Source organism: Gemmatimonadota bacterium (assembly GCA_040388625.1).
Taxonomy (GTDB): Bacteria; Gemmatimonadota; Gemmatimonadetes; order Gemmatimonadales; family Gemmatimonadaceae; genus Fen-1247.
The window spans coordinates 137,334-150,611 of record JAZKBK010000005.1 but is presented as its reverse complement, the minus strand read 5'-3'; the positions used below and the strand labels follow the sequence as shown (position 1 = coordinate 150,611).

Annotated in this window: 13 protein-coding genes; 9 read left to right on the top strand and 4 right to left on the bottom strand. The window is 60.6% G+C overall.

From position 1 onward, the window contains the following. Positions 1-5: 5 nt before the first annotated feature. Both V4529_12495 and V4529_12490 read left to right on the top strand, forming a co-directional pair. Positions 6-335, top strand: a complete 330-nt coding sequence (locus V4529_12495; GenBank protein MES2359143.1) for a metalloregulator ArsR/SmtB family transcription factor — start codon at positions 6-8, stop codon at positions 333-335. Between the two features lie 25 nt (positions 336-360). Then, the gene (locus V4529_12490; GenBank protein ID MES2359142.1) at positions 361-1,329 is read left to right on the top strand and encodes an MBL fold metallo-hydrolase; all 969 of its coding nucleotides are present in this window, start codon (positions 361-363) and stop codon (positions 1,327-1,329) included. A gap of 36 nt (positions 1,330-1,365) precedes the next feature. On the opposite strand, the gene V4529_12485 is transcribed toward V4529_12490, so the two are convergent. Both V4529_12485 and V4529_12480 read right to left on the bottom strand, forming a co-directional pair. Next, entirely contained in the window at positions 1,366-2,340 is a 975-nt protein-coding gene (locus V4529_12485; protein MES2359141.1) for a universal stress protein, read from the bottom strand. Between the two features lie 20 nt (positions 2,341-2,360). After that, entirely contained in the window at positions 2,361-3,365 is a 1,005-nt protein-coding gene (locus V4529_12480) for a universal stress protein (GenBank protein MES2359140.1), read from the bottom strand. Positions 3,366-3,594: 229 nt separating this feature from the next. Here V4529_12480 and V4529_12475 point away from each other — a divergent pair, with 229 nt between their 5' ends. From V4529_12475 to V4529_12455, 5 genes are all read left to right on the top strand, one after another. Further along, complete coding sequence (locus V4529_12475; protein ID MES2359139.1) at positions 3,595-4,290, top strand: YceI family protein; 696 nt, start codon at positions 3,595-3,597, stop codon at positions 4,288-4,290. Positions 4,291-4,335: 45 nt separating this feature from the next. Further along, positions 4,336-5,682 (top strand): hypothetical protein, encoded by a 1,347-nt coding sequence (locus V4529_12470; protein MES2359138.1) that lies wholly within the window; start codon positions 4,336-4,338, stop codon positions 5,680-5,682. Further along, positions 5,673-6,470, top strand: a complete 798-nt coding sequence (locus V4529_12465; GenBank protein ID MES2359137.1) for a DUF3108 domain-containing protein — start codon at positions 5,673-5,675, stop codon at positions 6,468-6,470. Before V4529_12470 ends, V4529_12465 begins: the two co-directional genes overlap by 10 nt. 67 nt (positions 6,471-6,537) lie before the next feature. Beyond that, positions 6,538-7,038 (top strand): DUF4149 domain-containing protein, encoded by a 501-nt coding sequence (locus V4529_12460; protein ID MES2359136.1) that lies wholly within the window; start codon positions 6,538-6,540, stop codon positions 7,036-7,038. A gap of 32 nt (positions 7,039-7,070) precedes the next feature. Beyond that, positions 7,071-8,192 carry a TIGR04053 family radical SAM/SPASM domain-containing protein gene (locus tag V4529_12455; protein ID MES2359135.1) on the top strand — a complete coding sequence of 374 codons (1,122 nt, stop codon included), beginning with the start codon at positions 7,071-7,073 and terminating at the stop codon, positions 8,190-8,192. Between the two features lie 19 nt (positions 8,193-8,211). Here the strand turns inward: V4529_12455 and V4529_12450 are convergent, their stop codons facing one another. Further along, positions 8,212-8,742: a hypothetical protein gene (locus V4529_12450; GenBank protein MES2359134.1), complete on the bottom strand. Its 531-nt coding sequence runs from the start codon at positions 8,740-8,742 to the stop codon at positions 8,212-8,214. Positions 8,743-8,928: 186 nt separating this feature from the next. Here V4529_12450 and V4529_12445 point away from each other — a divergent pair, with 186 nt between their 5' ends. Together V4529_12445 and V4529_12440 are read left to right on the top strand one after the other, a co-directional pair. Further along, entirely contained in the window at positions 8,929-9,600 is a 672-nt protein-coding gene (locus V4529_12445) for a hemolysin III family protein (GenBank protein ID MES2359133.1), read from the top strand. Then, the gene (locus V4529_12440) at positions 9,519-11,552 is read left to right on the top strand and encodes a pyridoxal-dependent decarboxylase (protein ID MES2359132.1); all 2,034 of its coding nucleotides are present in this window, start codon (positions 9,519-9,521) and stop codon (positions 11,550-11,552) included. Before V4529_12445 ends, V4529_12440 begins: the two co-directional genes overlap by 82 nt. On the opposite strand, the gene V4529_12435 is transcribed toward V4529_12440, so the two are convergent. Next, positions 11,549-13,255 (bottom strand): SulP family inorganic anion transporter, encoded by a 1,707-nt coding sequence (locus V4529_12435; GenBank protein ID MES2359131.1) that lies wholly within the window; start codon positions 13,253-13,255, stop codon positions 11,549-11,551. The genes V4529_12440 and V4529_12435 overlap by 4 nt on opposite strands. Positions 13,256-13,278: the final 23 nt, after the last annotated feature.

Genomic DNA, 13,278 nt, shown 5'->3' with positions numbered 1-13,278 from the left:
TAGACATGGCAAAAACGAAACTGACACCCGATGTTCTTGCACTAGTGGCGCAGCGTTTTCGAGCACTCGCCGAGCCGGCACGCCTGCAGATTCTGCAGTGCATGAGACGGCACGAAATGACGGTCACTGACCTGGTTGGTGAGACGGGGCTTGGCCAGGCCAATGTCTCGAAACACCTTCAGCTGCTGCACGCGCAGGGTTTCGTTACCCGGCGGAAGGATGGACTGTTCACCTACTACGCGCTTGCAGATCAATCTGTCTTCGCGCTCTGCGACATCATGTGCAGTCAGCTCGATTCCAACGCCCGCGCGCGCCGGCGTGTGCTTGCATCCTGACGTTTGGCCCAATAATACTGCAGGCATGCCAATGACATCTTCGGTTGATCATACTCCAGCATCCAACCGTCTGGCGAGCGAAGTCGAGCCTGGTGTATTTCTGCTCGACCATCATTTCCGGGGCTCGCCTGGCGTCATCGCATCGTATCTGGTCGCTGACGGCGATGCACTGACGCTGATCGAGACTGGGCCGGCCAGTACAGGCGGAACGCTGCTTGCCGGCATACGCCAGGCAGGCTTCGATCCCGCAGACATCGAGCGAGTCGTCGTGACTCACATACATCTCGATCATGCCGGCGGTGCCGGATCCCTGCTCCGTGTAATGCCGCGCGCACGACTGTACGTACACCCGGTCGGCGCGCCGCACATGATAGATCCGGCCAAACTGATGGCGAGCGCGACGCGAATCTACGGCGATCTGATGGGACCGCTCTGGGGGGAGATGATTCCGATACCAGCGGAACGTCTCAGTGTTCTCGAGGATCACGCCGATCTGCGCACGGGTGCACGTACACTGCGTGCGTACGACACTCCAGGACATGCGAATCACCACCTTGCGCTGCACGATCCTGATACCGGCTCGGTCTTCACGGGTGACGTCGCCGGTGTTCGTCTGGATGGCACAAGGCATTTGAGGCCTCCGACACCACCACCGGAATTTTCGCCTGAAAAATGGCAGAAGAGCGTCGCTATTCTGCGCGCACTCGAGCCACGTCGTCTGTATCTCACCCACTTTGGAGGCTACGACGACGTAGCGTGGCATCTGGACGAGCTGCTCTCGCGCACGTGGTTCTGGGCCGGCTGGGTCGGCGGGCGGCTCGCCGCAGGCGAGGAAGCCGACGTTGCTTCGGACGCACTAAGAGCAATGGAAGACGTTACCCTGACCCGAACTGGAGATCCTTCGCTGCTTCGCAGATACGAAGAAGCCGGCAACTATCGAATGAGTGTTGACGGCATCGCGCGGTGGTGGCGAAAGCGCGGCGAGCAGCCATAGTACCTGCTCGCCGTACCTGCCAGGCGTGCTTTGCGGTCAGTGATGGCCGGCCCGGACCGGCGGCGTCACGAGAACCGACCATCTGGCATCTGCCGCGATGGCTTTGGCTACGCTGCCCAGCAGCAATCGATCGAGAAACGGATGCCGCTGGCTTCCAATGGCTATGAGATCGGCATTGGATTCCTCGGCGAAGCGGGTTATCTCTGCGACCGGACTTCCCTGCCGCACCACGGTATCGATCTTCACACCAACCGATGGCCATAGCTCCGCCACCAGCTCACTGAACGCTGCCTCGACTCCGCGCGTGTGAATCAGCTCGAACGCTTCTTCGCTTTCCGTCCTGACCTTAGATCTCGATGGCTCGACGAAAACGAGATGCATGGTTCCATGTTCATCGACGATACGTCGCGCGAGTTGCGCAGCCCGAATGCTCGCCCGGCTGAAGTCCACTGGCACGACGATCCGCTTTGGAAGGTCCGTCAGTTCCGGGCGTACAGCCAGCACCGGCACACTGCTGAGTCCCATCACACCGCGGACTGTATCATTGCCTATCGCGCGGCCCGCCGTGCTGTGGCGATTCAGGCCCAGGACAATCATCCGTGCGCCACTCCGCTCGGCATGCTCGACCACGACTCGCGCTACGTTTCCCACAGCCAGGGTCAGGGGCCACGCCGCCGCAGGACCGCGGTCCAGGTGCAGCGTCTTCCGCATCGCGAGAGTCTGCCGTTCACGTATTCGTGGATCCTGCAGGTCCTCCTCGATCGATACGATTACGATCGCCGCTTCCGGCACTGACGTACCAACCTCGATGACGTAGAGCGCGGAAGGACCGGCGCCACGTCGCTCGCTCAGAGCACGCGTCACGGCGACGGCCGCATCCGCAAGCTCGTCCTCGTTGAGCGCCAGGAGGACGCCAAACTCTCCGGCAGCTGCGAGAGCCTCTGGTGCAGCCGACGGCTCCTCGAGCGGCGCGTCCAACTCGTTCACGTAGTCCTTTCGTGTGATGCTCATCGGTCCTCCCGTTGCGCTGTTTACGTAGTGCTGCCCTTGCCCGTCGCGGTGGAGTTCTGCTCGTGGTTCCTGGCAGGAACTACCAGCACCGACCGGTGCGCCGTCCTGGCAAGGCCCATCGATACGCTTCTGTTTACCAGTCTGTCCAGCAAGGGGTGTTCATCACTCCCCACCGCGAGCAGATCCGCGCGAACGCGTTCCGCAAAGCCGTCGATTGCCGCCTCTTTTTCGCCTTCTATCACGTGGGACGAAATGGTCATCCGCGGGCCAGGTCTCAGATCATCGACCATTGATGCCAGGTCGCGCGTCGCGCGTGAGAAGGTTCCGGCGCCCAGCATGCCCGCCGGAGCTCTATCCCGATGCGTCGCGTCGGTTACAACATGCACGAGATGCATTTCCCCATCCTCAGCAAGCATGTGTCGCGCCATGCTCGCTGCGCGAACGCTCGCCTCGCCGAAGTCGATCGCGACGACGACACGCCTCGGCAGGGCAAGGAGATCCGGCCGAACCGCAAGCACGGGCACGCCAGCCAGACGGACGACCGACCGCAGCAGGTCACCAACGACCACACGATGCACAACGCCGTGCCGTCGCAGGCCAATGACGATCAGACCGGCGCGCAACTGTCGCGCATGATTGACGATCGCCTCGACCGGTGGCTCATCGGCGACTTCGAACTGCCACCGCACGTCACCCGCCACCGCAGTCACCTGTTTCTGCAACAGTTCTCTGGATTCGTCACGATACTCCGGGCTCAGTAAGCCCTCTGCAACGTAACCTGCGAACGGCTGGATCAGCACTTCCGTCTCGTGATCTCTGCCAAGTGCACGCAACACCGTCGGAATCGCACCATGAGTGCGCGCCAGCTCACGCGTCATGGCGATGGCCGGCGTCGCACGCTCGTCCTCGGTGATTGCCAGCAACAGTGGAAACACGGCATCGAGTGCCGGCTGCAAGCCGCGACGAGTAATTCCGTGAAATCCTTCCGCCGGTGTCGTCGCAGCGGAGAAAGCGGGGCTGGACATCTGTGCACCTCCAGTGAGTGATAACGCAATCTGTCTCGCCCCTCGGTCGCCGTCTGTCGGCCGTTCCCGGAATGATTGTAGGGCATTCCAGTACCATGGCTCGTCATGATCCACGTATCGGAAATACCCTTACGACAATTCAGGGTAGCGCCGACAGACGGCGGCTACCTGTCGGCCGTATCGTTCGTTCGTAAACGCACGAAGAAACTCACACCAGAACGGACGAGCCATGATCACACGGACAGTTTTGACTGCAGCGGCCATCGCGCTGCTTGGCACCACTTTGTCTGCACAGGCAAGTGCCGTACGCCTTCAGCTAGCTCCAGGCAGTCAACTCACCTTCGACGGTACATCCACGCTGCATGGATTTACCTGCACCACGAGCACGATGCAGGCGTACATAGACGTCGATCCATCGTATCAAACTGCAGCCCTGAACACTCTTGTGCATCCCATTGTGAATGTGCAGGTGGTGATTCCAGTCAAGAGCCTGAAATGCGGAGGCGATCTCGAGGGCAACATGTACAAGACCCTGCATGCAGCCGAGTTCCCCTACGTGATATACAAGCTCACGAGTTACGACCTGATCGCTGAAAGTGCGGCGGCGTCAAAATTCAGTGCAGTAACGCAGGGAGAGCTCACAATTGCCGGCAAGGCCAATCCCATCCGAATGACCATCGAGGCGGCGCGCGGATCCGACGGCGTCGTATCCGCGACGGCGGCGCAGGCCATCAAGATGAGCGCCTTCGGCATCAAACCGCCGACGTTCATGCTGGGAACGCTTCGCGTTGGTGATCAGTTGCAGGTGAAGTTCACGTTGAAGGCGACACACGCGGCAATCGCCGATGCAATCTCCGGGCTCTCATCGGAGCTCGCAGCGAATACCTCGCGCGTGACACCACCGCTCCGCGAGTCACACAAGTAACACGTGCGTCACACATACAATCTCACTCCCTCACGGAGACCGAAAATGAAACCGTTCCTGTTTAGCGCGATCAGTATCGCGATGATCGGTGCGATTGCCCCAACGCTCGCGGCGCAGAACGGCGTACCTGCCGCACGCGCCGCCGACAGTACCGTGAATCCGTCGCTGGTTCCGCTCATAGAGATCCAGCACATGCGTCCACGTGACCAACGCGGTATCAATGTCTTCGAACCACCCAAGGAGGACACAGTTCCGTTCACCAATTTCAAGATTGGACTCGGTGCGGCGTTCACGCAGCAATTCCAGGGACTCGAGCACAGCAACACCGCGGCGCCGAAGGTGGTGAACGGCGTCGATGCAAACCAGCTCATTCAGATAGGACACGGCTTCAACAATGCCGTCGCAAACCTCTATCTCAACGCACAGCTCGCGAAAGGAATGCGTGTCGAGGTTACGACCTTCCTGTCGTCCCGCCACCACCAGGATGCGTGGGTGAAAGACGGATATCTGCTTGTCGACGCATCACCCATCGATGTGGACATTCTCAATTCCATCATGAAATACCTGACGTTGAGGGTCGGGCACTTCGAGGTGGATTACGGCGATGCACACTATCGCAGAACTGACAATGGCCTGGCAATGTACAACCCGTTTGTCGGAAACTACATAATGGACGCGTTCACTACTGAAATAGGTGGTGAGGCGTACGTGCGTGCGAACGGATTCCTTGCGATGGCTGGTGTCACCGGTGGCGAAATCCACGGACAGGTCACGCAGCCGCAGAAGCGCTCGCCGACCTTCCTTGGCAAGATCGGTTACGATACCCAGGTCAATCCCGACCTCCGCTTCAGATTGACCGGCTCGGTTTACGGCACCTCTCGCTCCGTAAACAACACGCTGTATAGCGGCGATCGCGCCGGATCGCGCTACTACGACGTGATGGAGAATACCGCTTCCACCGAGGACGCAAACGCGTGGTCCGGGGCGATTCAGCCCAAGCTGAGCAGCAAGGTGACTGCGGTCGTCGTCAATCCGTTCATCAAGTATCAGGGCTTCGAGTTCTTCGGTAACGCCGAAATGGCAAAGGGACGAGGCGCCACGGAGTCGGTAGATCGTACCTGGCACCAGTACGTCGGCGAGGGTCTGTATCGCTTCATGGATGACAAGCTTTACGTCGGCGGCCGATACAACTACGTCAAGGGAAGCTTCCTCGGAATGCCTACCGACGTGAATGTGAATCGGACACAGGGCGGCGGTGGGTGGTTCGTCACCCCGACAGTTCTACTCAAGGGCGAGTACATGGTGCAGAACTACAACGACTTCCCCATCACTGACATCCGAAGCGGCGGCAAGATCAAGGGCTTCATGATGGAAGGAACGGTATCCTTCTGAACCGGATACCATGCATCGCACCGGCCGCCGTTGCGCTCGTAGTTTCTGCGCTCGGCGCGCCGGCTCGCGGTCAGACGCCACTGCCATTCGCTCCCGGTGAGAAAATCACCTACCGGGTGGATGTCGGTGGCGTGGGTGCAATCGGTCACGCAACCATGTCGGTCGAGGGGCCGGTGGATGTGAGCGGGACGTCGACGTACTTGCTCCGGTCACAAACCAGAGCCGGAATGGGTCCATTCAAGGGATTTCAGCTGATGGAGTCATGGCTGGATCCGTTGACGGTCCGCTCGCTCCGCTTCCACGAGCAGGAGCGCCGTTTCTTTCGTTCCCACAGCATCACGGTGAAGATCCATCCCGACGATCGGCTCTGGACGGGGGATGACGGAAGTTCCGGCGAGAGCATCACGAACGCTTCGCTGGATGAGCTTTCGTTCATCTACTATCTGCGGACCCTTCCGCAGGGCAAGGATACGCTCTACCAATTCAACAATCACTTCGATGCGACACGCGATCCGGTGACGGTCCGTGAGTCATCTGGCGGCGTGGTCCAGACTGCATCCCGTGCTTATGTAACGACGCTCATGGAGATGCGTGTGCACGATCCGCGGCGCTACCGCGGTGAGGGAATCATTCGCGTATTTCTGAGTGATGACAGCTGCCGCCTCCCCGTCCGCATCGAGAGCTCCGTTCCCGGCATGGGTTCGTTCGTGCTGATGATGGATTCCTATGTCGCGCCGGGTTTCTCGTGCAGTGTCGGAACTGTGACAAACGTCACTGCACCTCGGTAACGTGTCAGGCGATCTTCCATGGCACACCTGATCAACGTCAATTCGCCCAGCGACACGCATCCACAATATGTCGGCCACCTACTACGCGGTCGTAACGATCCATGTACTGACTGCCCTCTTCTGGCTCGGTGGCATGTCCTTCATCGCCATTATTGGCGCTCCGCTCCTTCGATCTGTCGAGCCTCCAGAGCTGCGGCAGCGTCTCTTTCGGGAATTGGGACTCAGATTCCGCACCGCCGGCTGGATTGCAATCGCAATTCTCATCGTCACCGGCGTGATAAATCTGCATTACCGTGGCTGGCTCCAGTGGAATGACGTATGGGCCTCGTCTGCGTTCTGGCACAGTGGCGTTGGACACTCGCTCGCATGCAAGCTCATTGCCGTCACAGCGATGGTCACGGTGAGCGCCGTTCATGATTTCATCCTTGGGCCAGCCGCTGGCCGCCAGAAACCAGGCTCTCCACGCGCAATCGTGCTCAGGCGTCACGCGGCACACCTCGCGCGCGCGAACGCCGTGCTCGGTATCATCATCGTGATTGCGGCGGTGCGTCTCGCGCGCGGTGTCTGATGTCCCCAACCACTCCGAACCCTGCCCCGGTGATGCCGTCCACACGCCCGTCCATCCGCGACACGGACTTCAACGAGTCCCCGTTCATAGTCATCTGGGAGACCACACAGGCGTGTGATCTTGCATGCCTCCATTGCCGAGCCTCCGCGCAGCCATCCCGTGACCGCGGCGAACTCGACACGGCGGAAGCAAAGCGTCTGATGGATACCGTGCGACAGTTTGGCAAGCCGCTCTTCGTTCTGACGGGTGGCGATCCGCTCAAGCGGGACGACACCGTTGAGTTGGTCCGACACGGTACATCCATCGGACTTCGCATGGCGATGACGCCATCAGGCACACCGCTGATGACACCTGACGTCCTCGGCCGCCTTCGTGACGCCGGTCTTGCACGTCTGGCTGTCAGCCTCGACGGATCCAATGCGGCGATTCACGATCGATTCCGCGGCGTGTCCGGCTCATTTGAATGGACTGTCAGGATGCTAGACGCAGCAAAAAAGATCGGTCTCTCGACGCAGATCAATACGACCGTATCGAGCCATAACCTGCACGACGTCGAGCCAATCGTGCAGTTCATCACGACACTCGGGATCGCATTGTGGTCGGTATTCTTCATCGTCCCGACCGGGCGCGCCAGAACATCAGACCTGACGACAGCCGACGAGTTCGAGCGCGTGTTTCACCGATTGTACGATCTGTCGAAGACTGCGCCTTTCGACATCAAGACCACGGCAGCGCCACACTATCGCCGCGTGGTGCTGCAGCGCCAGGTTGCGGAGCGACGCGCCGGCGAACACGATCGAGCGGCGACGCCGCTCACGGCTGGAGTCGGATTCAGTCTTGCCGATGGCGTTGGACGCGCGCGGGGCGTGAACGATGGCAACGGGTTTCTCTTCATAAGTCACCGCGGCGACATATATCCGTCCGGCTTTCTGCCGATGAGCGCTGGAAACGTGCGCACACACGACGTCGTGGACGTCTATCGTAACAGCCCGCTATTCCGCGATCTGCGCGACACGGACAGGCTCGAGGGCAAATGTGGCGTATGCGAGTATCGCACGATCTGCGGTGGCTCGCGTGCGCGCGCCTACGCCACTACCGGCAACTATCTCGCCTCTGATCCGTACTGCTCCTACATACCAGCCCGCGCTCGCTGACGCCGTCGGGGCGCCGCGGTTACTCGCTCCCCGGTCCCGACGCGCGCGGTGGAGTGGCGATGCCTGGCGGAAGGTTTGCCGGTGCCGTCGGCAACGTGAGTACGGGAGCGTCGTGGATTATCTTGCCCCCCAGATACGACGTGTACGCTACGGACGCGAAGCCTGCGAGCGCACCGACGAGTACCAGAGCGCGGATCCACACAGGGATGATTTCATCGCGTCGATGCAGAGCGCGCCACCATCCGTATGCAGCCACCACGCCCGCAATCAGAATGATGACCATGGCGATTCCGGCTGCGTCGTCGTGCGCGTCGATCGCACCACGGGCGATGTACCATGGGTCGTGTAGCGCGTGGTCCGCCTGATCACCGCTGAAATGCACCGGGTATATGGACAGCCCAGCGACGGTAAGCGTCCCCATCGCGTACAGCCACAGACCGCGACGTCGCAGCAACAGACCGCCGAGTGCAGCAACCAGCGCCATGGTCACCAGGACGATAGGAAAGTGATTGATCAGGAGATGCGTATACGGCCAGGTTAGCGGCGGCATATGGGGATGAGTGAAGTGATCGTGAGAAACCGGCTCGGAACGAAATCTACGACCCCTGTTGGCTTCCCACCGTCAGGCATCGTCGGATTCTTCATAAGGGAACTGCCGTCGTCATCTCAGGGAAATACCGACACCGCCAGCGGCACTGGCCTTCTACCTTACATCATCGATACAAGGATCATACCCATGCGACATAGATATCGGCTTGCGATTCGCGAACCAGTCAATGCTCTCACGCATCTGCTCGGCGCAGCGCTGGCGGCGGTTGGCATGGTGGTCCTTCTCGCCAATGGCGTAGCCAACGATAGCGCCCGGCAGATAGTAGCGTTCGCGATATTCGGGACCAGCCTCGTGCTCCTGTATAGCGCCAGCGGGATCTATCACTCGGTCAATTGCTCGGAGCGCGGCCTGGCAATGCTGCGACGCCTGGATCACATGATGATCTACGTGCTGATTGCGGGCACGTATACACCCGTCTGTCTGGTACTGCTCCGAGGCCGGCTGGGCATCGGTCTCCTGATCGCGGTGTGGATGATCGCTCTGGCGGGGATCGTGCAGAAACTGTCCTGGATGCAGGCACCACGCTGGTTCTCGACCGTACTCTATCTGGGCATGGGCTGGGCTGCGATGATAGTCGCGAAGCCGTTGCTCGGCGCTGCTCCGATGGGATTCTTTATCTGGATCATCGCAGGCGGTGCGTTCTACACCGTAGGCGCCGTCGTATACGCCACCAAGTGGCCCGATCCTGCGCCACGCACGTTCGGCTTTCACGAGATATGGCACCTGTTCGTGATGGCTGGAAGCTTCTGTCACTACTGGGCAGTGCTGGCGTACGTATCGCACACGGCAGGCGCATGACGGCGGCTGACACGCCTGCACCGGATTCTTCGGAATCGCATGACGCGCTTCGCGCATGGTTCCTGGGCCCTCGCGCCGAGAACGCCGACCTGCTGGAGCGCGTGATCGTCGAGGCGCTGCGCGATCATGTATTCTGGCGGCGCAACTACCATCCGGAAGATGGCTTTACAATTCGCGAGACCGACAAGCGCAAGCCCGGGTACGAGAACGCCGTATCGACGCTGACGCAGGAGTTGATGGGACTCCTCGCAGAGCTCAAACGAGGAGTCCCGTTCTTCAGCGGACGATATCGCGCGCACATGCTATCGGAGCAGACGATCGCCGCGCAGGTTGGCTTTTTCGCAACCATGCTCTACAATCCGAACAACGTTTCGGTCGAGGCGTCTCCGGTCACCTCGCGCCTGGAGTTGGAAGTCGCCGCACAGCTGGCAGGCATGATCGGATACGATCCGGCCCAATCGTGGGGACATCTTACGTCCGGCGGAACGGTTGCGAATTTCGAGGCTCTGTGGATCGCCCGAAACGTGTTCTACCTCCCACTCGCCGCAGCTGGAGCGGCGCGCGATCTCCACGTCGATCTCACGGTTGCGCTACCGGATGGTACGACCGCGCCGCTCGAGTCGCTCTCGCTCCAACAGCTGCTTAACATCCGGACAACAGACTCGCTCGAGCTGTGGGACGCACTCTGGAAATCGGATTCCCACGAACGCGTGACCTGGGCGCTAGCAAACCATTCACTCTCCACGGTCGGCTACCAGGACTACGGACGCCGCCTCGCACTGGATTATGGCGATCCGCTGCCCGCCAGTGTCATCCTCGTCGCATCCACAGCGCACTATTCGTGGGAGAAGATCATCCGTGCACTTGGAATCGGGTCCAATCAGATTGTCCGGATTCCGGTCGACAGTCACTTTCGCCTCGATACAGCGGCACTATGGGACACTGTTCGCTCTCTCACCAGGCGACGCGTGCCGATCATGGCATGCATAACGGTGTGCGGAACGACTGAAGAATCCGCTGTCGATCAGCTCGACGAGGTTCTCGCTGTACGCGGGCGCGCCGAGACAGAGCTCGGTGTCACATTTCACGTACACTCCGACGCGTGCTACGGCGGTTACGCAGCTGCGGTGACGTGGAGTGCGGACGGCAACCGTCGCTCGGCTGCCGACATCCGCGCATCGTCAGGGTGCGACTGGCCGAGCGAGCTGTGGGTTCGCGCAATGACCGCACTGGGCGATGCGGACTCCGTCACGATCGATCCGCACAAGCTGGGTTACGTGCCCTATCCGGCAGGAGCCTTTCTGCTGAAGGAACGACGCGCGAGAGAGCTGGTCGCCACCGACCCGCCCTACCTCGCGCCGACGGCAGGACTCGACTCCGTCCAGGATCTCTACCTCGGACGCTTCATCTTCGAGGGATCGAAGCCCGGCGCGGCAGCGGCGGCGGTGTGGTTGAGCCACAAGGTCCTTCCGCTGAATGAGACTGGCTATGGTCATCTCATCGAACAGACTGCCGCTGGTGCGCGCCGCCTTTACGACGGATTGTACACAGCCGATGTCGCGCCATTCCGGGTTGTGCTTCTACCGCGACCGGACATCAACATCATCTGCTACCTGGTTCATCATCCGTCACTCACCACTCTCGACGCCGTGAATGCGTTCAACGAGCGCATCTACTCGCTGATGAGTCTCGAGGTCGCGGGCGCGACGCCGGAATACATCATATCTCGAACGCGATTCCAGACACCCATGTACGATGGAGCGATCACGACGTTGCTCCACGAGCTCGGCGTCTGCACCGAAGATGACTGGAAGCGCGCGGGCAGCGATGGACTCGTCGTCCTTCGGTCCACAGTGATGGATCCGTTTTTCGCCGCGCCTCCGCCCGCCCCGGATCACATCGCCGGCTTCATTACTGCTCTGCGTCACGCGTCCGACGCCGCGCTGGGCTAGGGCTCACCGCCAGCCGCTATCTCACTGTCCACCACCGGGACACCGACCAGCTCGCGGGCCCGGACCAGTGCAGCGTCGATGTTGTCGAACAGATTCTCCTTCCCGATCTCCGTGAGTGCCGGCGATCCGGTGAGTGCAACCATCGGTTGCATGTGCACGTCGGAAAGGAGAACCGTGGTGCCATCCTTCCTGGAGCGTCGCGCCAGTTCACTCAGCGTGTACATACCCGTGGAATCGAGCGCCGGCACGTAGCGCATGCGAATGATGAGAACGCGCGGCTTGCGAGCCACCTGTCCAATCGTATCCCTGAACGCCTCGGCAGCGCCGAAGAAGAAGGGTCCGTTGATCTCGAATACTTCGACGCCCTTCGGTACCGACCTCCGATGTATTGCGTTCGGATCCGTCTCATATGGATCGCCGGCGTGCGCATCCTCGTCGGACTCGTCTGCAACGGAGCTGATCTGCGTCACCTCAGCCATGCGGCGAATGAACAGGAACGCTGCCAGCACCATGCCGACACCAATACCAACTGTCAGATCGACCAGCAGTGTCAGCAGAAATGTCGTCAGCAGAACCGCCACGTCGCTCTTGGGAGAGCGCAGCTCCGTGAGAAACGTTCGCCACTCACTCATGTGGTACGCGACCACGACGAGAATCGCAGCGAGTACAGAGAGTGGAATGAGCGCCGCCCACTGTCCCGCGAACACCGTGATGACCAGCAGCGTCAGCGCGTGCACCATTCCAGCGACCGGAGTGCGTCCGCCGTTCTTGATGTTCGTCGCCGTGCGGGCGATGGCACCGGTCGCTGGAATGCCGCCGAACAAGGGCGCCGCAAGATTGGCCACGCCCTGCGCGACGAGCTCCATGTTCGAGCGATGTCTGCTGCCGATCATTCCATCTGCAACAACAGCGGACAGCAATGATTCCACAGCCGCCAGAAATGCGATCGTGAACGCGGGACCGACGAGGGCGGATATCTGGGCGAGCGACAGATGCGGTACTTCCGGATGAGGTACTGACGCCGCAATCGTGCCGAATCTGGAGCCGATCGTCTCGATGGGAAGGTGCAGCAGCTGTGCCGCCGCTGTCATCACGATCAGAGCAACGAACGGCCCCGGGATGCGCCGGTTCACACGTGGCCACAGCAGAATTATCGCCATCGATGCAACGGACACACCGAGCGCAGCCGGAGTGATCGCTCCCGCGTGCGCAGCGAACGCCTGCCACTTCGCGATGAATGCCGACGGAACAGTACCCATCGAAAGTCCGAAGAAATCCTTTATCTCTCCGGAGAAGATGATCACCGCGATCCCGCTGGTGAAACCGGTCACGACGGGCCGCGGAATGAACTTGATCGCGGAGCCGAGCTTCGCCAGCCCCATGACGACGAGTATCGCGCCCGCCATGAGCGTTGCTACGGTGAGACCGTCGATCCCGTATTTCTGGACGATGCCGTAAACGATAACCACGAACGCACCGGTCGGACCGCCGATCTGAACGCGCGATCCGCCGAGTGCAGAGATTATGAAGCCAGCCACGATCGCGGTCCACAGACCGCGACCCGGCGGAACACCACTCGCAATTGCGAAGGCTATCGCGAGCGGGAGTGCAACAACCCCAACGATCACTCCCGCTGTAAGATCGCCAAGGAACTGATCGCGATCGTACGTCTTGAGCGTGGTAACGAGCTTTGGAACTAACAACGGGACACTCTGCCTTTGCTGCG